Raw genomic sequence first — 21,573 nt, 5'->3', positions numbered from 1 at the left:
TTGATTATGAGTTAGTTAGCTTTCAGGAAAAAGAAACGAGCTGCTTGCGATACGCCTTCGGGGTGATGCCCTTGACCCGCTTGAAAAGCCGGTTAAAATGCGTCACATTGTTGAATCCACATTCGTAGGCGAGGTGGTCGATGGTCCAGTTTTTTTCCTGAATCAGCTTGCAGGCATGGCCGATCCGTAGCTCGTTGACAAAAAGCGTGAACGGTTTCTGAGTCCGGCTTTTGAAATACCGGCAAAAGGAAAATTCATTCATATTGGCCAGAGACGCGATTTCCCGGAGGGGAATATCCCGCTTAAAATTGGTAAAAATGAATTTGAACAGTTTATCCATTCGGTGCTGGTCGTTTTCGGAATAGCTATTGACATAATTCGGACTGGACAGCAGGCGGTATTCCGACGCGTGCATCATGGTATCGAGCATGTTCAGGAACGCAACGATTTTGCCGATTCCGTCCTGCCGAAACGTTTCCTTCAGAAGCTCGACGAGTTTTTCTTTGGTTTTTCCCTGAAAAATAATGCCCCGACGAACTTTCACCAGCCAGCTCTCCACAGCCGGTTTAGTACCGAAACCGGCCAGAGCCTCCAGAAGCTGATCCGGCGAAATGTACATGGCCATCGAATGCGCATGAAACTGACCGCTTCCCTCAAAGTATTTTTTCTCGTTGTGCCAGACGTGGGGGACGTTCGACCCCAGAAAAACCAGCTCACCGTGCTCAAAATGCTCGACGCTGTCGCCCACAATCCGCTGCCCCGAACTTTCGACCACATACACCAGCTGGCACTCGCGGTGGAAATGGAACTCGGTCGAAAAAAAGGGCTGCACAATTTCTTTGGTCAGAAAGATTTTGTTGGCCGACGCATTGTCGCTTAAGATGGCCTGAACGGGTTTCATCGGATCGGTAGGGTTTCTGGATGATTGCCAACTCTACTCTTGCTACTAAAAATACGTAATTACCACCCGGAAACCACCCGATTCTGCGAAACAGAAAGGTTTGCCAACTCAATAGCCCTCATTCTGAACCAGTTGGCGGTTCCGGTCCAGCTCGGTTTGCGGAAAAGGCAGAACGTAATTTTTCTCGCCAAATTTGAGCGGAAGACCGGCCGGATTTTTGACGGTGGCCAGACGGGCCTCGATGGTTTTCCAGCGTTTGAGGTCAAAATACCGGTAGCCTTCCAGCGCCAGTTCGACCCGGCGTTCGTGGCGGATAAAATCCCGGAGTTTGGCCTGCGTGTTGTAAACCGTCTGGTTAACCGGCGGCATGGCCACGTCGGGCCGGGCCCGAATCTGGTTCAGGGCGGCATACACGCTGGCGTCGGGGCCGGTCGCTTCATTTTTGGCTTCGGCATACATCAGCAAAATGTCGGCATACCGCAGATGGACGATGTTCTGGTCCGTCAGATTGGCTTTGGTGTAGCCAAAAGGCAGGCGCGAGAAGTCGATGTATTTTTTCATCATGTAGGGCGTCTGGGGCACATCGGAATACAGAAACTCGGTTCCGTCCGGATTGATGTATTTCTCGCCGGGAACCCGAACGGTGGCCGCAAGCCGGGGATCGCGGTTGGCCCCCGGATTGGCCGGATCGTAGCCCGAACCGGCCTCGGTGATCATTTTTCCGCTTTTCATCTCGTATTCCTCCGCCAGATTCGCGTAGACATTGATGGCTCCCCACCAGCCGAGTTCGACATCTGATCCGGCAAAATCGCCGTGGTAATTGTTGGGTGCCAGAAACTTGGTCGAGAACATGATCTCCGGATTTCCGTTCTGGGTGGCCGTCAGAAACAGCCCTTTGTAGCTCGGTGCGAGGCTGAACGTACCGGCATCCATGATCTGTTTGGCCAGCGCAGCGGCATCGGCCCATTTTTCCTGAACCAACAGCACCCGGGTTTTCAATCCCATCGCCGTTCCTTTCACGGCATGTCCGTCATACTTGGCTTCGGGCAGGTTGGCAATGGCAAAATCCAGGTCTTCCTGAATGAAAGCCAGCACCTCCGCCTTTGTGCTCTGTTTGACTTTGGAAGCGTCTACCGTGGCCGGCAGGCTTTTGTAGATCACGACGCCACCGAACGACATCACCAGATCGTAATAAAACAAAGCTCTCAGAAACCGCGCTTCCGCCTTGACAACATTCTTGCGGGCATCCGGAATGGGCGCTTTGTCGACATTATCCAGAAAAAAGTTACTGGACGCAATTCCCTGATACGGCACGTCGTAGAACGCGCTGTTGACGTTGGTGTTGTTGACAATTCCCTGCGTCAGGTTCTGAAAATTGTAGTAATTGAACCGGTCATAAGCATTGTCGGAATAGCAATCGAGCCAGGGACGCCGGTAGCCGAAAAAACCGCCCCGCAACCGGGCATAGACCCCGGCCAGCGCCATGTTTACGTCGTCTTCGTTTGCCCAGAAGGTGGCACTGGAAATGCTGTCCAACGGATTTTTATCCAGAAAATCGTTCTGGCAGGAAGTCAGCGTCATCAGGAATACGCTCAGTCCCAATCCAATACGGGAAAGTTTATTTTTCATACTGCGTTTCGTTTTGGGCGATTAGAATTTGATGTTCAGGCCACCGGTCAGAATGCGTAGCTGCGGGAACTGGGCGAAATTTCCGCCACTGGCCCGTTCGGGGTCCGATCCTTCGTACTTGGTGAACGTGAGCAAATTATCCGCGGAGAAATAGACGATCAGCCCCCGGGTGTGAAGCCGGTCGAGGAGTTTTCGGGGAAGCGTGTACGACAAATACACGTTCTTCAGGCGCAGATAAGACGCATCCTGCAAAAAGTACGTCGACGGATAACCCTGCACACCGGGGTAACTGACGCGGTCGAGGTAAACGGCCGGGACCGTCGTACTGTGGTTTTCGGGTGTCCAGGCATTCAGGTATTTGGTGGGCGGTGGGGCTCCCTGCCCGAAGGGTTCGATGCCCCAGCCGGTTACGTAGAGCTTCCGGCCCTGAACACCCTGAAAAAAAGCAGTGAGGTTGAAGCCTTTCCAGCCCGCATTCAGCCCGAACGAGTAGGTGTAGTTGGGAAACGGGTTGATGCTGATCCGATCTTCCGGCCCCACGGTTCCGTTGCCGTCCTGATCCTTGATTTTCAGGTCACCGGGCCGCACGTTGCCGGAGTTGGGTTGTTTGGGCGATGCGTTGATTTCATCCTGACTCTGGAAAATACCGATCCATTCATAGATAAAAATGGAGTTGTAGGGCAAGCCGACTTCGAAAACGCCCCGGTTGGGGGCCAGAACCCGCGTCACTTTATTGCGGTAGGCCGAGAACAGCACGTTGGCCCCGTACGAGAAATCGCCAACCCGGTTCTGATGCCGGAGTTCAACTTCCCAGCCCTTGTTCACCATCGCTCCGGCATTGGTCGTGGGCGCACCCAGCCCGACGCTGGCCGGAACGTCCTGCCGCACGGCCAGAATCCCGCTCGTTTCTTTTTTATACCAGTCCACCGTCGCGCCCAGTTTGCCATTGAACAGATCAACATCCAGCCCGATATCAGTCACTTTGGTTTTCTCCCATTGCAGGTTTTTGTCGGTCAGTCGGTTCAACTGGGCCGCCTGATTGAGCGACGTCCCGAACGGATACGACGTCAACCCGAGGATATCCTGATACGGATAATTCCCGATTTCCTGATTGCCCAGCGTTCCCAGCGACGCCCGCAGTTTGAGGTTGCTGAGCCAGGAAACCTTGTTTTTCAGGAAATCTTCTTCAGAAACCCGCCACCCGGCCGATACCGCCGAAAACAACCCCCATCGGTTGGCTTCACTCACCCGCGAGGTGCCATCGTAGCGGGCATTGGCTTCGAGCAAATACTTCTCCCTGAAGTTGTAGTTAATCCGGCCAAATACCGACTGCAACGCCCACTCGGTGGTGGTTCCGCCCGTGCTTTGTCCCTGCGCCGACCCGGCATTCAGTTCGATCAGAGTATTGTTGGGAAAATTGCGTCGGGCACCACTCAGCGACGGACTCGTGTTGTTCTGTTGTTCGTAGCCCACCAGCGCGGTAATACCGTGATTCGTGCCAATTTTGGTGTCGTAATTGAGCGTCGTATAAAACGTTTTGGTCAGGCTTTGGGAGAATTGCTGATTTACACCTAAATAGCTCGGACTCGAATTGTCGACATACACGTATTCGCCTTTGTCGTTGGGCTGGTAATAATAGGTCGGAACGCCGAACTGGTGATTCCGGTAATCCTGGTTAAAATACGTAAAGGCACCCTTGAGTTGCCATTGCAGGCCTTTCATCACGTCCACGTTGGCATAGGCCTGCGCGTTGACGTTGTAGTTTTTGGTGTATTGCGCCCCGTTGTTCACCACCGACGGATAACTCCGCTGACCAACCGATTCGCCCTGATAGGCGGTATTGGAAATCCGGCCGGACCCGTCGGGCAGATACGGGCCAAAAGTTGGGGCAGAGTGATACACAATCAACACCAGACCGTCGTTGGTTTGCCAGGGTTCGGTGATGTTCTGGTACGAAAAGTTGACGTTGGTACCCACCATAACCCGCTTGTGCAACTGCGACGTGTAATCGAACAGGGCGTTGTAGCGGGAATAATCGTTTTTTTCGAGAACGCCCTTCTGATTCAGGTAATTGAACGAAATATTGAAAGTCGATTTGTCGCTTCCGCCGGAAAAACCCAGGTGGTGATTGACGATGGGAGCCTTCCGGAAGGCGTAATCCATCCAGTTGAAGTTTGGATATTTGGTGCGGTCGGTTGCATTCCGGTACGCATCGATTTGCGCCTGGGTGTAAAACGCGGGCTGGCCCACCCGGATGTGTGCCTGGTTGCGCAGTTCCATGTATTGTGCGGAGTTGTAAACCAGATCCGGCAGCCGGGTTGCCTCGCTCTGCCCATAACTCGTGCTGTATTCCAGCGTATTCTGGCCTTTTTTTCCTTTTTTGGTCGTAACCAGAATCACCCCGTTGGCAGCTCGCGCCCCATAAATGGCGGCCGAAGCGGCATCTTTCAGCACGCTGACATCGGCCACATCATCGGGCGACAGGTTGGTGATCGAGCCAATGACCCCGTCGATCAGCACCAGCGGAGCCGACGAAGCTCCGAAGGAGCCCAGCCCCCGGATGGAGATATTGGCATTATCGCGCCCCGGCTGGCCGGTTCCCTGCACCACATCCAGGCCCGGAACGCGGCCCTGTAGCAAATTCTGGATGTTGGGCGTGGGCCGTTTCACCAGTTCAACACCCGAAACGGTAGCCACGGCACCCGTCAGATTGACCTTTTTCTGGGTTCCATACCCCACCACAACCACTTCGTCCAGATTCGATTCCGTCGGTACCATCCGGACGTTGATCACGCTCCGATTGGTCACCGACACCCGCTGCGGACTGTAGCCAATGTAGCTGAACACCAGCGTAGCCGTGCTGTTGACTTCCAGGGTGTATTTCCCGTCTCCGTTGGTGGTCGTCCCCCGGTTGCCCGGGCCTTCAATCAAAATGCTGACACCGGGCAGGGTGGTCCCGGTGGAATCCGAAACCGTTCCACTCACCGTAATCACTTGCTGGGCTTGTACCGGGTTGATCGAAGCGAACAGCAGAAGAAGCATACCGAGCCTGAGCAGCAACCCGCTCAAAGGCAAATTCCAGCATTGCAAGGGTAGATTGTTTGGCATAACTAGCAATATTTTGTAGGGTAGGAATGCTATTGTTGCTTTTATGCAAATTTGTCTTCGTTTTGTCGCGGTTTTGATCACATAGTTGACGAAAATCAACACAAAATTGACTTCTTACCAAATGGCCTTTGGCTAACTGAACAGCTCGTAAAATCAGGGGAAACGATGGGCAGAAGAAACCGACCGGGCGGTGGTTTACTAAAAAACCATCCCGATCCCGGCGGTCAGCTCCCACAGGGATGCATTGACGGCGGAATCAGGATGGTTCGATGACTGAGAGACGCTGGTGGACACGAACCGGATTGACAAAATCCGGCCAGCGTTCAGGCGGGTATAGTTTTACCGTGAATAGTTGAAAATCATTCCTTCCAACGCCATTCGTTCGCAATTTGGAGCGGTGTCCGCAAGCCCTGCGCAATGAGGAAATCACGCGTTTTGGTATCGTCCATCCGCTGCGTAGGAATCGCATCGGCGTTCGCCAGGGCATAAAGCAACATGGCCGAGTAACGAACGGTATTTTTCAACTGGTCTTTATTGACCAGATTCATGTTGTCGCAACTGGCGTGGTAGCAATCGAGCACATTCCGGTCCAGATGCCCACTCATGCCCACCACCGGCACGCCTTCCATCATAAAGGGCTGGTGGTCACTGTGTAACCCAGCCTGATTGGTGGACGTATTCTGAAAAGCCGGTTCGATCTGTTTGATCTTTTCACCAATTTCGGTCAGGAAAGGAACCATTTCGCTGCGGCCAAACGCATTGAAACCACCGGGATCGTTGGTCATGTCCAGATTCAGGATATACCGCACTTTATCCAGCTGGCCGGATTTTTTCAAATCTTCAACCAGACTGCGTGAACCGAGCAAACCCTGCTCCTCGCCCATAAACATGACGAACTCGATGGTGCGCTTCGGTTTGATTTTCAACGCTTTGAACGTACGGGCAATGTCAAGAATCGAAAATGAGCCAATACCGTTGTCGATGGCACCCGTTGCCAGGTCCCAGGAGTCGAGGTGCCCGCCAATAATGATTTTCTCGTCGGGAAACTGGGTTCCTTTGAGCGTAGCAATCACGTTCCGCGCCCGGATTTTTTTGCTCACGTTGGTCATGTCGATCACCGCGTGCAGGTTCTTCTGGTCCTGCATCCACTGCCGGATTTCCTGCCCACTTTCCAGTGAAATACAAACCGATGGAACCGGAATAAGCTTGCCGGTTACAGACGCCGTTCCGGTCAGCAACACATTGCCCGGCACCAGATTGACCATTATCACGCCAATGGCGCCGTGCTGAATGGCCAGGGCGGTTTTTTCGGAGCGGTGGAGATTCCGGGCACCCTTTGTCGGAGCCGCCAGCCCGATGTTTACCAGCGCAACTTTTCCTTTTATCCGGTCTTTCAAAGCCGCAAAATCGCCTTCCAGCCCGTTACCGATGTCGATAATTTCACCCTGAACGTGAGCTTCGACCGGCGAATGGGCGAGTGCTACCACTTCGACATCACGGAAATTATCACTCTTATACGGAACAATCGCCAGCGTAACCGTATCGCGCATCCACGATTCCACTTCGAAAGGCGCGTATTTCGTGTCCGAATAGCCGTATTGTTTCAGCAGATTGTAGGTGTATTCTTCCGCCCGGCTTCCGTTGGCGCTGCCCGTCAGCCGGTGGCCGATTCGCTGCGTGGCATCGGTCAGTGTTTCAAATACGCGGCTGTTTTGCAGGACTTCCTGATTAATTTTTTCGAATACTTTTTCCAGCGTCGGACGAGATTGTCCTTCGTCAATCCGATGAACGGATTTCTTCAGTGTGTAGGCACTCAGCAAACAAATACCGCCTGAAAGCAGCAGATAAACGTAAACTTTTTTTCGCATAGCAGGATTACCGGATAACTCCTCAAAATAACAAAAAAGAAGGTGAATGCCACGTAAGTCCAGAAAAAACTTTAAGTTTCTTCGTCAAACTCAAACTCCTCAACGAATCCTGAAAAAAAGGTGTTTATTGGGTTTATTATTCAGTTCAATTTGCTTTTATGACAAACACGCAGACGAAATCGGTTACACCCCAAGCCGCTAGTAAACCGACCGAGCTGACCACGCACGGCCACACCCGCATCGATAATTACTACTGGCTCAACGACCGCGAAAATCCCGAGGTGATCGACTACCTGCAAGCCGAAAATGAACATCTGGAGGAGGTACTGGCGCCCGTCAAAGCGTTTCGGGAGAAGTTGTTTGAGGAAATGAAAGGCCGCATCAAACAACAGGATGAGTCGGTGCCCTATAAAGAAGGCCACTATTATTATTATACCAAGTTCGTGGAGGGTGGCGAATACCCGGTGTATTGCCGCAAAGCCGGTTCGCTGGAAGCGGAAGAGGAAATTATGCTGGACGTGAACGAAATGGCGAAGCCCCATTCGTATTACGACATTGGTGGTCTGGAAGTGTCTGATAACGACGAACTCGTCGCTTTTGGCGAAGATACCGTTAGTCGGCGGATGTATACGCTGCGGATCAAAAACCTGAAAACCGGTGAGATTTACCCCGATGCCATTCCCGACACCGAAGGTGGCAGTTATGCCTGGGCAGCGGATAACCAGACCTTGTTTTATATCCGCAAAGACCCGCAGACGTTGCTGGGCTATCAGGTCTACCGGCATACGCTAGGCACCGATCCGGCCCAGGACGTGCTCCTGTATGAAGAGCTGGACAACCAGTTTTACATAGGTCTGGGGCGGATGAAGTCGAAGAAGTATATCGCCCTCGTGTCTGATCACAACGGCGTTGCGACGGAATACCGGCTTTTGGAAGCGGCCAACCCAACGGGCGAATTTGTCGTTTTTCTGCCCCGCGAAAAAGGGCACGAATACGATATTCAGCACCTGGAAACGACTTTTTACGTTCGGACGAACTGGAAAGCGGATAACTTCCGGCTAATGGAAGTGAAGGAAAATAAAACCAACGACCGGTCGGCCTGGAAAGAAGTCATTCCGCACCGCCACCACGTTTATTTACAGCAACTGGACGTCTTCAAAAACCACCTGGTTCTGGGTGAACGCAAGGAAGGACTGATTCATCTGCGGGTGATCAATCGCACCAATAAAGAGGAACACTACCTGGATTTCGGCGAAGCAGCGTACGTGGCCGGGATTGGCTACAACCCGGATTTCAATACCGATATCCTCCGTTTCGGCTATTCGTCGCTGACTACGCCCAGTTCGACCTTCGACTATAACATGGAAACGAAGGAGAAAACGCTGATGAAGCAACAGGAAGTGCTGGGCGGCTTCGATCCGAACAACTATACCTCCGAGCGGTTTTTTGTCAAATCCCGCGACGGGGCCAAAATTCCGGTTTCGGTTGTCTACCGCAAAGGAACCCCGAAAGACGGTTCGGCCCCACTGCTGCAATATTCATACGGCTCCTATGGGTACTCGACCGACCCCGGTTTTAGCTCCACGCGCCTGAGTCTGCTCGACCGCGGTTTTCTCTTCGCCATTGCCCACATCCGGGGTGGTCAGGAAATGGGCCGGAAGTGGTACGACAACGGTAAAATGCTCAAGAAGAAAAACACGTTCAACGACTTTGTAGACGTTTCGGAGTATTTGATCCAGCAAAAGTATACGAGTGCCGACAAACTGTTTGCGATGGGCGGCAGTGCGGGCGGTTTGCTGATGGGCGCCGTTGTGAATCAAAAACCGCAATTGTACCGGGGTGTGGTGGCTTCGGTGCCGTTTGTGGATGTGGTCACGACCATGCTCGACGAAAGTATTCCGCTCACGACCGGCGAATTTGAGGAATGGGGCAATCCGAAGATCAAGAAATACTACGATTACATGCTTTCGTATTCGCCCTACGACAATGTGAAGGAGCAAGCCTATCCGAACATGCTGGTAATGACGGGCTTGCACGACTCTCAGGTGCAATATTGGGAGCCCGCCAAGTGGGTCGCCAAACTCCGCACGATGAAAACCGACACCAATCAGCTCCTCTTGCATACGAACATGGAAGCCGGACACGGTGGCGCGTCGGGGCGGTTTGAAGCCTTGAAAGAGATTGCGCTGGAATATGCGTTCATCCTGAATCTGGTCGGAATTCGAGAGTAAGCCGTAAAACCGCTCTTTACTTTCTTCTCTGGAATTTGGACAGGTCAACAACACATCCCGGGCACAAATGACCGCGTAAACTTTGTGTCCGGGATGAACGTTATGGTGGGCAAGCGATCCGTCCTATTTTGAGAAAGTTCATTCCTTTCCTTCAGGTATTTAAACAGGCCTTTACCAATCTGCAAGCCAACGATCCGGTGCGAATGGCGGCAGCGACGGCTTTTTTTACCTTTTTCGCCTTACCGCCCATTGTCATTATCCTGAGCACCCTGTTCAGCCCGGTCGTCAACCAGCAGCGGGTCCGGGGAACGGTTTTTCATCAACTGGCCGAACTGTTTGGCCGGCAAGGTGCGAATCAGTTGAAAGACATTTCTCACCATCTTCAAAAGGAGAATTCCAGTGTGTGGCTGACGCTGCTGACGGGTGTATTGCTCCTGCTGGCTTCTACCACGCTGTTTGCCGTCATCAAGAATTCGCTCAATCAACTCTGGAATGTGAAGCCGACCGTCGACCGAACGTGGCTAAATGTATTGAAAGACAAAGGCAAAGCGTTGGCAATCATTGTTTTTTCGGGTTTATTGCTGACGGTTTCTCTGGCCGTCGATACCGGGGCGGCCCAACTCTGGAGCCGTGTGTCGCCGGGTTTATCGACCTTCGACAGATGGACCGCCACGGTGGTCGATCAACTGAGTTCGATTCTGGTCATGGCCCTCTGGTTTGCCCTGGTTTTCAAATATTTGCCCGACCTCCGCATCCGCTGGAAAGCCATTTGGGTGGGTGCAATCGTCACCAGTCTGCTTTTCGGACTGGGTGAAGCCATTCTCAATCGTTTGTTGATCAACAGCCTGGTGAGTTCACGGTATGGCGCTTCGGGAGCCATCATTCTGATGTTGCTGTTTGTGTTCTATTCGTCATTGATTTTCTACTACGGGGCCACCTTCACCCGGTACTATGCGGAGTGGACGCATCTGGACGCGACACCCAAATCCCATTCGGTAGTGTATCAGATTACGGAAGTGGACAATCGAAAGGACAAATCCCCCTAAGTCGGCTTTCGATCGAACCGGAGCATTTGCGGTTGAATGCCAGGCTACCGTTTGCCTAACTTCTCCCGGATGCGTACTTTGCACCTCATTTTAGATCTGAAAACCGCGTAGAAATGTATCTTCTTGGATTTGATGTCGGCAGTTCGTCTGTAAAAGCCTGTTTGCTGGAAGTTGAAACCGGTGCGGTGGTGGCCTCCGCATTTTTTCCCGAATCCGAAATGCCCATCGACTCGCCGTTGCCGGGCTATGCCGAACAAAATCCGGATGCCTGGTGGAAAAATGCCTGTCTGGCGTCCAAAACCGTGCTGTCGAAAACCGGGGTGAAACCGGAAGACGTAAAAGCCATCGGGATTTCCTATCAAATGCACGGTCTGGTGGTCGTCGATAAGGAGCTGAACGTGTTGCGCCCGTCGATCATCTGGTGCGACAGCCGGGCGGTTTCGTACGGAGAAAAGGCCTTTGAAATGGTCGGGCGCACGAAAAGCTTACAACATCTGCTCAATTCACCGGGTAATTTTACGGCCGCCAAACTGGCGTGGGTGAAAGAGAATGAACCCGACATTTACCAAAAAATCCATAAGTTCATGCTGCCGGGCGATTACCTGGCCGCCCGCATGACCGGCGAAATCGTCACGACACCATCGGGTTTGTCGGAAGGTATTCTCTGGGATTTTCAGCAGGAACAACCCGCCGATTTTCTGCTGGATTATTTCGGCTTCGACCCGTCACTGGTGGCCAACATCAAACCGACGTTTTCCGTCCAGGGCGAACTAACCCCGAAAGCCGCCAGCGACCTGGGTCTGGCCACTGGAACGCCCATTACCTACCGCGCGGGCGACCAACCCAACAACGCCTTTTCGCTTAACGTGCTGGAACCCAACGAAATTGCCGCCACCGCCGGAACATCGGGCGTTGTCTACGGCGTCAGCGATCAGGCCAAATACGATCCGCAGTCGCGCGTAAACACCTTCCTGCACGTCAGCCACACGCCGGAAGCCCCGCGCTACGGCGTTCTGCTTTGCATCAACGGCACCGGTATTCTCAATAGCTGGCTGCGAAATCATCTGCTGCGCGGCTCGGTGAGTTACGCCGAAATGAATGAGCTGGCGGCTCACGCGCCTGTTGGTGCCGACGGTTTGCAGTGCCTGCCCTTCGGTAATGGCGCCGAACGGGTGCTGGAAAACCGCGATCCGGGCGCTTCGTTCCACGGTCTGCAACTGACGCGCCACGGACTTCCCCACTGGATTCGGGCCGCTCAGGAAGGCATCGTTTTTTCGTTCTATTACGGGATTCAGGTTATGGAACAAGTCGGCGTTGGTCTGAAAACCATCCGGGCCGGCGAAGCCAACATGTTCCTAAGCCCCCTTTTCCGGGATACGCTGGCCAATCTGACCGGGGCCGAGATTCAGCTTTTCAACACCGACGGTGCCCAGGGAGCCGCCCGCGGAGCCGGTTTGGGTCTGGGTATTTACAAAAACCGCCAGGAAGCCTTCACCGGCCTGAAAGTTACCCGGACCATCGAGCCGGATATGCGGGCGCAGGAAGGCTACCGCGATGCGTACGGGAAATGGCTCCATGTGCTAAACAGCTAATCCAAAGTCATTTGGCGCTTGTAGTCGTTGTTTGAAAACCGCACTTTGTATAGAAGCCGTGCGCTGTTTGGAAGCCATGATTTGTATAGAAACCGCGCTTTGTATAGAAGCCATGCATTTGTATGGAAACCGCGCTTTTGTTTAACCCTGGAAGGGTTTTCTGTTACTAGCCCCGGAGCTTGGACCCAGCCGCATCGATTCGGGGCTAGTAACAGGAGGCTCCTCCGGAGCCGGCTGACTTGGGAAAGGTTCCAAGATTACACTCTACTCCAACTATTTTTACATAAAAATTGATCTAACTTGCTTACTATCAAAGTAGTAAACTTTTTGTTAGCTACTATCCTACAAAAAATATAGATTTAGTTTGGAATATAGAAATCAGCGCTTTATTTTTGCATCGTTATCTCAATTACTCGCAAGAGTAATTGGCCGGTGCGCCGGTTCGAGATTTATACAGAAAGGGGGAGAGACAGGCTCGACGAACCCTTAGCAACTTTCCGAACGATCCGTAGGAATAAGTGCTAACCTGCCTAAAAAAATTAGGAACTATAAATTAACAACCATCATGAAAAATCGACCATCGCATCAGCGTTGTGACCCTGATCAGGATTGGCATCTTTGTCCAATCCGGTAGTCACCATTCCCACGCAATTGAAGGGCCAGCGATCGAATCGTTGGCCCTTCATCTTTAATACGCCAGCAAGCGACCGCAGGCAATGGTCGCCAGCCAAACTAGAATGGAGCAAAGGGCTGCCGCTTTGGCCCCCAAGGGCGTTGTCTCCGCTTTCCATGCCGAAGGTGACCGGAAGGTAATCCGGTGAAAAACCGCCACATTGATTCCGGCGATTGCAATTAACACCAGCTTTAACCAGAATGTCGGGTCGTTGCCCAGTGCTTCGGCATTGGTGCTAAAAAGCAGGACACCGGATGGAACCACGAGCGCCAACCCGCCCCGTGACCACGGCAATACATGCCTGGCCAGTTCGGAAACCGGTATTTTTTTGGAGAACCCCAACAAACGGAAATCAAACAGAAAGGCCCCGCCGACAAGCAGAACAATACCGACGATGTGTACAATCTCAATTCCGGGATACAACCACATCGACTGGCGAATGGTCACGGCCAGAGCGGTATTTTCAATTCGTTGCAGCCATTCGACGGGAACGTTCATCCTTATTTACGCAACTCGTATTTCTGGCCATTGATGAAAATGCGTTCCGCGCGCATTTCGTTTTTAACGGTTTTGTGCGGATAGCCGACCACCCGCAGCGAACTGCCTTTTTTAATCATATCCGCGGTCACGCCCCGTTCCGTCATGCGGCTGGTGGGTGCCAGATAAACCAGCCAGGTTTTGTTTTTGTCTTTCACGCTCACCGTTGCGTGGGGGTTTTCGTACTTCGATTCCTCAATCGTACCGGTATAATCCAGCACTTTGGTCTGGTCGTAATCGCCCCAGCCGTGGTGTAAGGGGGCAAAAGCCGTTCCCAGAAAAAGGAGTAGCGCCAATGAACTGTTTTTCAGAAAAGTCATGGTTAATGAGATTTAGGAGTTTTTGAGAACGAAGTGACAAGCAAACGGACTGCTGATCTCAATCAGTAGTAACCCGTAAAAAGGCAATTTGTTGACAATGCAGTACCCACGGTCGGACGGCCGATGCCGCTTTAGTCCGGAGGTGCGTTAGCCCTTTTCCTGAACCAGAAAATCCTTTAAACAACCGCGAATCGCTACGATCAAATCGTATTCGTTGGCTTCCAGAACGAACTTTTCGGGGAGTTTGCAGAACTGCATGAAAGCCGTCAGTCGCTCCTCTTTCAGTTCCGTAATGCGCGAAATCCAGATCGGGTCCATGCGCGACTGGTACCGTTTTTTGTTGAGTTCCGCCTGGTTGAACTGCTGCAGTTTCCGCTCGTTTTTAGCTTCTTTACTGAATTTGCCGTAGAGCGCAGAAATGGGGCCTTTCAACGTCATTTTGGGCGCTAAGGTCGCGTAATCATAGCCCATTCGCCCAACGTTACCGATGGATACTCCCACGAGTTCGGCCGGCGTTTTGATCTCGATGATGGGTTTTTCGGCAATATTCAATTTCATAAATTCCTGCTTGAAGCGACTTTCGGTCCAGCCTTTGATGACTACCTCATTCAGCATTTTCACCTCTTGAACCAGTTCGACAACCAAAGTCTGCTCATTGACCGGAACCACCACTTTCTCGGTTTTGTACCCCATACAGGAAATCAGAAGGGTGTCATTCGGGGAAGCCGTTATTCGAAATTGCCCGGACTCCGTGCTCATGGTAGCCCGGCGGAGGGATGAATTTTGTACGGTGGCCGAAATGATCGGCTTTTGACTACTTTTATCGACTACCAAGCCGCTTCGAATGGCCTGAGCCCTCCCGACGGCTGCCGTTACAACCGAAAATAGAAAGAAAAGTAGTGCTTTTTTCATACCTGCTGGAAACCTCTGCTATCATCCAAACGCAAACTACCCGTTTTTACGATACCCCGACCGGATTTTAACATTTTTTAGGTTTCCCGACAACGCGAATCAGCCCGCCCGGTCAGAGCTCTTCGGCAGCCTGAATAAAGGCTTTGGCCTTGCGGATGTTGGCATTCATCAGGTCAGTTTCTATCAGTCCATCGCGTAGCCGGACAATTCGATGGGCATATTCGGCAATGTCCTCTTCGTGCGTCACCATAATAACCGTATTGCCCTTGCTGTGAATCTGGTCGAACAAATCCATGATTTCGTACGAAGTCTTGCTATCGAGGTTACCGGTGGGTTCATCCGCCAGCAGAATACTGGGGTCGTTCACCAGCGCCCGGGCCACGGCCACGCGTTGCCGCTGACCGCCGGATAATTCATTGGGGCGGTGGCCTGCCCGGTGTTCCAGCCCCACGTTTTTCAACGCCTGCATGGCTTTTTCCGTCCGGTCAGCTTTATTAAACCCTGCATAAATCAACGGCAACGCTACGTTTTCGAGCGATGTTTGGCGAGGCAACAGGTTAAACGTCTGAAATACAAATCCAATCTCCTTATTGCGGACTTCCGCCAACGCATTTTCAGTCATGTTACTAACGTCCAGCCCGTTCAGAATATACGAACCGGACGTGGGCGTATCCAGACAGCCAACGATGTTCATCAACGTCGATTTACCCGAACCCGACGGCCCCATAAACGCAACGTATTCACCCTTCTTAATGGTAATCGTCACCGATTTCAACGCTTCGATGACCTCACTACCCATCACATACCGCTTTGAGATCTCGTTGGTTTCAATAATATTCTTGCTCATGATCAGTTGGGAATGGCCTACGGAAACCGCATGACAAAGTGACTACGTGGCGGCAATTTTGCGTTTACGCAGAAAATAATTTCGAACAAACAAGCCGGTCAATATCAACATTTCGGCGTTCGGCAAATTGGTTACCAACTCAATCGTACCCTCGTCGGCTAAAAACTTCCTGGTGCGGTCAAAATGAACGATTTCCTGACCGGTTTTGGATTCCGCATTGCCGGCCACGATACTCCATTCGTGCATCATGAAGTTCTCGCGCTGCCAGGTGTATTTCTCACCGGTTTCCAATTCGACAACGGCGCCTTTCAACCACTCAAAGTTAATCCGGCCAATGATCTTGTTATTGGCGTTTTTGTCGTGGATGTTGACCGAATGCACCAGAAATCCTTCGACATCGAAAAAGATATGAACGCCATTCAGATGCGCATCGACATCCCGAACTAAAAGATCCCGGTGCATGCCACCGACTACCCGGTCGCCGTCCATGATCACGACGCTTCGACTGAAGGCTTCTTTAACCCAATGAAGTTGCTTTTCCATTATGCGGTTGGAAGTAGAACGACTTCTTAAACTTACTCAAATTATTGAAATGCTTCCCGCTGTTTTTCAATCAACGCACGTTTAGCCTGATAGTCTGCCAAAAATGCCTGATAATCGGTGGGAGACGTTGCCATCCGCAACCTCGTCAGGCCCTCCTCGGCGTAGTCATTCAAGCCCAGATCGAGGCAAAGTAAGGCATACATTTTTAGTAAATCCGCATTCTGTTCGTTCAGTGGCAACGCTTCCAGAACCAGCTTATACGCCTTCTCGGACTTGCCATTCTGCCGCTCGAAACGGGCAGCAGCGGCCACCAGTTCGGCATTGAACGGAGCCCGTCGGAGGGCGGCACTAAAGTAGTGACGGGACTGCGCGGTTTGTCGTTTGGCCTGATAAGCCTGAGCGATGATCAAATCTTTTTCGGCCTGAAAAGCGGCTACAACGGGTTGCCGGGCGTCCGTAATCGTCTGGTCAAATTCTCCTTTTGCGTTACGCAGCCGGAGGTAAGCGAGCGTCATGGCCGAACCGGCATAGCCGTTCAGCTTGGCTTCCTGCGGTATTTGTTCATACCAGCTTTGGGCCACCGGCAATTGAGCGGCCGCCAAATACCGCCTGACCAAAGCCGACGCGACAACCGTTTTCAGGTTCTCATCCTGCATGGATCGATACAAAACCCGTTGGGCCGCGGCCTGATCGAGCAAGGGGTCGTGCAACAACACAAATGCTTTTTCGAGATCGGTCGCCGGTTGCTTTTTGCCGTACAACGCTTCCGCCAGTTGCCGCACACCGGGGTCGTTCTGCCCGGCGGTTTCCCAGAGCGACTGAGCGACGAGCGGATCACCCGATTTGGTCAATGCCAGTGCGCGGTAATAGGTGGAAAGCGTATCGGCATTCTGAGCCAATATATCGGCGGCTTTGCGGTTCAGGCCCTGTTCCATCATCCAGAGTCCCGTTATGAAGTTGTAAAAAGCGCCATTGCGCTGGTTATCGCGGGACAATTGATCGGTCAATTCAAAAGCAATGCGTTTGCTGGAGGTATAATACTGGGCAGCCGCCCGGGCAAACAACAAATCATCCGTAAAATCCTGATTGGCCGGATTCTCACCCAGGCGGTTGAGCACGATCAGCAACGTCGTATCGGCGGTCCGGTTGCGGATGGAATAATTATACAAACGGGCAAACCGGGCCACATTCAATCCATCAGGCGTAAGTGGCTCGTCGAGCCAGCCCGGTCGCTGAACGGCCATGCTGTCGGCGGTATTCTGAAAAAAAGCCAAAGCCGCCCGGTTGGCTTCGTAGGACTCGTATGAACGGGCTTCCGAAGCCTTCGCCAGCGAATCGATCGAAACCAGCCGCGGATTACGGGCCCAGAAAGCCAGCAGGTTGGTCTGCGGAACCTCCTCACGGGCGGTGTTGCCGGACGCTGCGGCCAAATAATAATAAGCCGAGTCGGCCACGCTGGTTCGGGCGTAGATATAGCCCAGATTATTCTGCAATTCGCCGTTTTTGGGAAAAGCGCGAATCCCGCGCTGCAACATTTTAATGGCTTCAAACAGCAGATTGTCTCCCAATAAAACCGAGGTAAGGCCCGCATAGGCCTGGGGCGATGGTTGTTTCAATAAAGCCTGCTTGAAATAATAAGCCGCCGTTACCTTGTCGCCCTGCGTCAACGCCAGCGAAGCCAGGGCATAATTGGATTTGTGGTTCTGAAATTCGTTGGCCAGGGCCGACCCATAATATTGTTCAGCCACCCGCACCTCGCCCGTGGCCGCATGAAAATCGCCTACGGTATTGAAATAACCGGCTACGGCCTGATGGAACGGAAAGAAGCCCTCGGATGCAACGATCACAACGGCCAGCACAGCGGCCACCAACCGGGTTTGCAACAACGAAAACCGCAGCGGTTTGTAAAGCACTTTATAAACCGGCAAGGCCTGTCGGTAAAGGGGCAGAAAGTTGAAAATGACGTACAGCACAAACACGGATCCGGCGGCCAGATGCGTATAAACGATCACATCCTCCAGCGCTTCGATCAGCGGATCATTGGCGGAAGCAAAGGCGTAGGAAACGGTCATGACCGTAATGAGCGCCAGACCCAGATACAGAAAAGCCCCGGCATCGCGAAACGACAGGAAGGCTTCGTTCTGGCGCAGTTGCTGCCGGAATCCCCAAATTCCCAGAATAAGGGAAATCAAAAGCAGAATGAACGGGCTGACCACGACCGGATTCCAGTCAATGACTTTCGTGTTACTCAGCCAGATCAGGAGCAGGTTGGCCAGATACAACAAACTGATCAGCAGAAAGTTATTCATACCCAGCGGACGCCCGGAGCCGTCGCTGCGGTTGGTGCGGGTAACCGAAGTGATGTACACCAAAGCCGCAATGATCTCCGTTGAAATCCAGAAAATGAACCCCAGCGCCACCACCAGCAAACCCGGCAAGGCATAGCCGACAAAAGCCGATGCGGGCAACCGTTGTCCGGCCAGCCGATCGACCAGCAGCCAGCCCAGCAGCGCCATTCCCGCAAAAACGAGGAGACGAACCGGCAGCGAAACATCCGGTTTGAAAGCGTGGAAATAATAACTGACACAGCCAAAAGCCAGCACCGCCAGCACAAACGGCAACCGACCACCCAAAGCCGTCCCTAAAAAGCCGGGCAGTTGCAGCACTTCCAGCCGGAAGGTAGCCACAAGCACAATCAGAGCCGACATAGCGATGAGATAAGGCCAGCGCTGGAGCCTCGTAACGGCCGCCAGAATGAACGCTAAGCCCAGGCAAATACCCAGCGTGGCCAATCGGGCCGCCCCGACGTTCACCTGCATCGCCGACGCCACGAATTGTTCCGTAACGATGTAGGATTTGCCCGCCACAGCGTAATCGAACAGGCCATCGGTAAACGTACCGATGGAAACCGGGAGTTCGTTCAGTTCACTCAGCACATCCCAGCGCACGACGTTTTGCAGGCCCTGCATCCAGACCCAGATCATTCCGAAAAGGGCGATACCGAGCAGCACCAAACCCGTCCAATAGGCCGTCCGATAGGCGGTATTCCAGTTCTTCCAGAAAAAAAGCATACGATCAAAAACAAACCGGCAAGGGTGTTGAAACGGGCCGGTTAAACTATCAATAGCAACGCTGCGATGGGTTAGTTAGTGCCTGTCAGGGAGTTCTATCTCAGAAATCCATTTATTTTTAACGCATTTCCTCAAACCGGAAGAAACGCTTTTTACCGGCCCGGAGACCAGTCGGTTATCCCGTTTGCATACAAATAAGACGGATTATCCTCAAAATCTTCGTTTTGTGCAAACGGGCAGATCCGGCTCTGAGCAGCGAACTAACTGGAACAAAAACGATTTCGTCCTTTAAATCTTAAAAATAGATTAAAACTCAACTTGGGTTTAAGCAAATTATCTTCTAATTTTGCGGTCGCATTGAGTACGCTTTTCCTATTAAATTTCTCAACTTCATAGCATGACAACTGCAACAGCAACGAATACGGGTAAAATTACGCAAGTGATCGGCCCGGTTGTTGACGTGAGTTTTGAGGGCGAAGGGTCGCGGCTACCGTCGATTCTGGATGCTCTGGAAGTCACTAAAGCCAATGGCCAAAAAGTTATATTGGAGTGCCAGCAGCACCTCGGCGAAGACCGTGTCCGGACGATTTCGATGGATGCCACCGAAGGGCTGGAGCGCGGAATGACCGTGGTTCACCTGGGCACTCAGATTACCATGCCGACTGGCGACGGAATTCGCGGGCGGTTGTTTAACGTCGTGGGTACAGCCATCGACGGCATTCCCCAACCTACCAGCACCGGCGGGCTACCCATTCACCGGAACGCTCCCCGGTTTGAGGACCTGGCCACGTCGACCGAAGTACTTTTCACCGGAATCAAGGTCATCGACTTGCTCGAGCCCTACGCTAAAGGGGGTAAGATCGGTCTGTTCGGTGGTGCCGGGGTTGGAAAAACGGTATTGATTCAGGAATTGATCAACAATATTGCCAAAGCATACGCCGGTCTGTCGGTATTTGCCGGTGTGGGCGAGCGGACCCGTGAAGGGAATGACCTGCTGCGCGAAATGATCGAAGCGGGCATTATCAAATACGGCGACAACTTCAAGCACTCGATGGAAGAAGGCGGCTGGGATTTGTCGAAAGTCGATCCGGAAGAATTGAAAGAAAGCCAGGCCACTTTCATCTTTGGTCAGATGAACGAACCTCCCGGAGCCCGTGCCCGTGTTGCCCTCTCAGGGTTGACGATTGCGGAACACTTCCGCGATGGGGATGGCACCGGCCAAGGTCGTGACATTCTGTTCTTTATCGATAACATTTTCCGGTTTACGCAGGCCGGTTCGGAAGTATCGGCTCTGTTGGGCCGGATGCCTTCGGCGGTAGGGTATCAGCCCACGCTGGCGACCGAAATGGGAACCATGCAGGAGCGGATCACGTCGACCAAACGCGGCTCAATCACTTCGGTACAAGCGGTTTACGTACCTGCCGATGACTTGACTGACCCGGCACCGGCCACGACCTTTGCCCACTTGGATGCCACGACGGTATTGAGTCGGAAAATTTCCGAGTTAGGAATTTACCCGGCGGTGGATCCGCTGGATTCAACCTCCCGGATTCTGACCGCCGAAATCCTGGGTGACGAACATTACAATACCGCCCAGCGCGTGAAGGAAATTCTGCAACGTTACAAAGAATTGCAGGATATCATCGCCATCCTCGGGATGGAAGAACTTTCGGAAGAAGATAAGCAGACGGTAAACCGCGCTCGTCGCGTGCAACGCTTCCTGTCGCAGCCGTTCTTCGTGGCCGAGCAGTTTACGGGCTTGAAAGGCGTTCTGGTACCGATTGAAGAAACCATCCGGGGCTTCAACGAAATCATCGACGGCAAGTGGGATCACCTGCCCGAAGCGGCTTTCAACCTCGTTGGAACCATCGATGACGCAGCCGCGAAAGGGGAGCGTTTGTTGAAGGAAGCCGGTAAATAAACGACACGAAGATGCATCTCGAAATCATAACACCCGATAAGAAGGTTTTTACCGGCGAGGCTACGGCCGTTACCTTTCCGGGTACCGAGGGTCAGTTTCAGGTTTTGAACAACCACGCTCCCATCGTCAGCACGCTGGCGCGGGGGCCGGTAACGGTAGCCACCAGCTCCGGAACCCAGACGTTCACCGTCGATGGTGGCGTCGTAGAAGTGTTGAACAACAAGGTCCTGGTACTGGCCGAAGCGGTTATTGCAGCTTAAGCGGTTATTAATAGCTATGAAAAAGGACAGACCTTCGCGGGTCTGTCCTTTTTTCGTTTGTATTAACGTAAATCCTGGTTAACTGGCTGCGGAAGAGCCTCCTGTTACCAGTTA

At 52.5% G+C, this 21,573-nt stretch carries 15 protein-coding genes and 1 riboswitch; of the genes, 5 read left to right on the top strand and 10 right to left on the bottom strand.

From position 1 onward, the window contains the following. Positions 1–22: 22 nt before the first annotated feature. The 4 genes from EHT87_RS19535 to EHT87_RS19520 all read right to left on the bottom strand — a co-directional run bounded on the left by EHT87_RS19535 (position 23) and on the right by EHT87_RS19520 (position 7,506). Positions 23–901 (bottom strand): helix-turn-helix domain-containing protein, encoded by an 879-nt coding sequence (locus tag EHT87_RS19535; protein WP_124908349.1) that lies wholly within the window; start codon positions 899–901, stop codon positions 23–25. Between the two features lie 108 nt (positions 902–1,009). Next, positions 1,010–2,530 (bottom strand): RagB/SusD family nutrient uptake outer membrane protein, encoded by a 1,521-nt coding sequence (locus tag EHT87_RS19530; RefSeq protein WP_124908348.1) that lies wholly within the window; start codon positions 2,528–2,530, stop codon positions 1,010–1,012. Positions 2,531–2,551: 21 nt separating this feature from the next. Continuing rightward, positions 2,552–5,638, bottom strand: a complete 3,087-nt coding sequence (locus EHT87_RS19525) for a SusC/RagA family TonB-linked outer membrane protein (RefSeq protein ID WP_124908347.1) — start codon at positions 5,636–5,638, stop codon at positions 2,552–2,554. A 359-nt stretch (positions 5,639–5,997) separates the two neighbouring features. Next, a complete protein-coding gene (locus tag EHT87_RS19520; RefSeq protein ID WP_124908346.1) occupies positions 5,998–7,506 on the bottom strand; it encodes a M20/M25/M40 family metallo-hydrolase in 1,509 nt (502 codons plus the stop codon). Positions 7,507–7,664: 158 nt separating this feature from the next. Between EHT87_RS19520 and EHT87_RS19515 the strand changes: the two genes are divergently transcribed. The 3 genes from EHT87_RS19515 (at position 7,665) to EHT87_RS19505 (ending at position 12,375) form a co-directional block, all read left to right on the top strand. Beyond that, positions 7,665–9,737, top strand: a complete 2,073-nt coding sequence (locus tag EHT87_RS19515) for a S9 family peptidase (protein WP_124908345.1) — start codon at positions 7,665–7,667, stop codon at positions 9,735–9,737. Positions 9,738–9,865: 128 nt separating this feature from the next. Then, positions 9,866–10,783 carry a YihY/virulence factor BrkB family protein gene (locus tag EHT87_RS19510; protein ID WP_124908344.1) on the top strand — a complete coding sequence of 306 codons (918 nt, stop codon included), beginning with the start codon at positions 9,866–9,868 and terminating at the stop codon, positions 10,781–10,783. A gap of 113 nt (positions 10,784–10,896) precedes the next feature. Next, positions 10,897–12,375 carry a xylulokinase gene (locus EHT87_RS19505; protein ID WP_124908343.1) on the top strand — a complete coding sequence of 493 codons (1,479 nt, stop codon included), beginning with the start codon at positions 10,897–10,899 and terminating at the stop codon, positions 12,373–12,375. A 446-nt stretch (positions 12,376–12,821) separates the two neighbouring features. After that, positions 12,822–12,930: riboswitch (SAM riboswitch) on the top strand. A gap of 133 nt (positions 12,931–13,063) precedes the next feature. Here EHT87_RS19505 and EHT87_RS19500 read toward each other — a convergent pair. The 6 genes from EHT87_RS19500 to EHT87_RS19475 form a co-directional block, all read right to left on the bottom strand. Continuing rightward, the gene (locus tag EHT87_RS19500) at positions 13,064–13,546 is read right to left on the bottom strand and encodes a DUF6644 family protein (protein WP_124908342.1); all 483 of its coding nucleotides are present in this window, start codon (positions 13,544–13,546) and stop codon (positions 13,064–13,066) included. A 2-nt stretch (positions 13,547–13,548) separates the two neighbouring features. Then, positions 13,549–13,905 (bottom strand): DUF6152 family protein, encoded by a 357-nt coding sequence (locus EHT87_RS19495; RefSeq protein ID WP_124908341.1) that lies wholly within the window; start codon positions 13,903–13,905, stop codon positions 13,549–13,551. Positions 13,906–14,052: 147 nt separating this feature from the next. Then, positions 14,053–14,817, bottom strand: coding sequence for a carboxypeptidase-like regulatory domain-containing protein (locus EHT87_RS19490; protein WP_124908340.1), 765 nt, complete (start codon positions 14,815–14,817; stop codon positions 14,053–14,055). A gap of 112 nt (positions 14,818–14,929) precedes the next feature. Next, positions 14,930–15,664: an ABC transporter ATP-binding protein gene (locus tag EHT87_RS19485; protein WP_124908339.1), complete on the bottom strand. Its 735-nt coding sequence runs from the start codon at positions 15,662–15,664 to the stop codon at positions 14,930–14,932. Between the two features lie 42 nt (positions 15,665–15,706). After that, positions 15,707–16,207, bottom strand: a complete 501-nt coding sequence (locus EHT87_RS19480; RefSeq protein ID WP_124908338.1) for a hypothetical protein — start codon at positions 16,205–16,207, stop codon at positions 15,707–15,709. A 41-nt stretch (positions 16,208–16,248) separates the two neighbouring features. Continuing rightward, positions 16,249–19,278 (bottom strand): hypothetical protein, encoded by a 3,030-nt coding sequence (locus EHT87_RS19475; RefSeq protein ID WP_124908337.1) that lies wholly within the window; start codon positions 19,276–19,278, stop codon positions 16,249–16,251. 397 nt (positions 19,279–19,675) lie between these two features. Between EHT87_RS19475 and atpD the strand changes: the two genes are divergently transcribed. Both atpD and atpC read left to right on the top strand, forming a co-directional pair. Beyond that, the gene (gene atpD, locus EHT87_RS19470) at positions 19,676–21,199 is read left to right on the top strand and encodes a F0F1 ATP synthase subunit beta (protein ID WP_124908336.1); all 1,524 of its coding nucleotides are present in this window, start codon (positions 19,676–19,678) and stop codon (positions 21,197–21,199) included. A gap of 11 nt (positions 21,200–21,210) precedes the next feature. After that, the gene (gene atpC, locus EHT87_RS19465) at positions 21,211–21,459 is read left to right on the top strand and encodes an ATP synthase F1 subunit epsilon (RefSeq protein WP_124908335.1); all 249 of its coding nucleotides are present in this window, start codon (positions 21,211–21,213) and stop codon (positions 21,457–21,459) included. The last annotated feature ends 114 nt before the right edge of the window (positions 21,460–21,573 follow it).

The sequence above is a fragment of the Larkinella knui genome (assembly GCF_003858645.1).
Lineage (GTDB): Bacteria > Bacteroidota > Bacteroidia > Cytophagales > Spirosomataceae > Larkinella > Larkinella knui.
The sequence above is the reverse complement of the archived record's forward strand: the minus strand, read 5'-3'. Positions and strand labels throughout refer to the sequence as shown.

Bases quoted from the DNA above. Each gene is read 5' to 3' on its own strand.
- EHT87_RS19535 (WP_124908349.1), bottom strand. From the start codon at position 901: ATGAAACCCGTTCAGGCCATCTTAAGCGACAATGCGTCGGCCAACAAA.
- EHT87_RS19530 (WP_124908348.1), bottom strand. From the start codon at position 2,530: ATGAAAAATAAACTTTCCCGTATTGGATTGGGACTGAGCGTATTCCTG.
- EHT87_RS19525 (WP_124908347.1), bottom strand. From the start codon at position 5,638: ATGCCAAACAATCTACCCTTGCAATGCTGGAATTTGCCTTTGAGCGGG.
- EHT87_RS19520 (WP_124908346.1), bottom strand. From the start codon at position 7,506: ATGCGAAAAAAAGTTTACGTTTATCTGCTGCTTTCAGGCGGTATTTGT.
- EHT87_RS19515 (WP_124908345.1), top strand. From the start codon at position 7,665: ATGACAAACACGCAGACGAAATCGGTTACACCCCAAGCCGCTAGTAAA.
- EHT87_RS19505 (WP_124908343.1), top strand. From the start codon at position 10,897: ATGTATCTTCTTGGATTTGATGTCGGCAGTTCGTCTGTAAAAGCCTGT.
- EHT87_RS19500 (WP_124908342.1), bottom strand. From the start codon at position 13,546: ATGAACGTTCCCGTCGAATGGCTGCAACGAATTGAAAATACCGCTCTG.
- EHT87_RS19495 (WP_124908341.1), bottom strand. From the start codon at position 13,905: ATGACTTTTCTGAAAAACAGTTCATTGGCGCTACTCCTTTTTCTGGGA.
- EHT87_RS19490 (WP_124908340.1), bottom strand. From the start codon at position 14,817: ATGAAAAAAGCACTACTTTTCTTTCTATTTTCGGTTGTAACGGCAGCC.
- EHT87_RS19485 (WP_124908339.1), bottom strand. From the start codon at position 15,664: ATGAGCAAGAATATTATTGAAACCAACGAGATCTCAAAGCGGTATGTG.
- EHT87_RS19480 (WP_124908338.1), bottom strand. From the start codon at position 16,207: ATGGAAAAGCAACTTCATTGGGTTAAAGAAGCCTTCAGTCGAAGCGTC.
- EHT87_RS19475 (WP_124908337.1), bottom strand. From the start codon at position 19,278: ATGCTTTTTTTCTGGAAGAACTGGAATACCGCCTATCGGACGGCCTAT.
- atpD (WP_124908336.1), top strand. From the start codon at position 19,676: ATGACAACTGCAACAGCAACGAATACGGGTAAAATTACGCAAGTGATC.
- atpC (WP_124908335.1), top strand. From the start codon at position 21,211: ATGCATCTCGAAATCATAACACCCGATAAGAAGGTTTTTACCGGCGAG.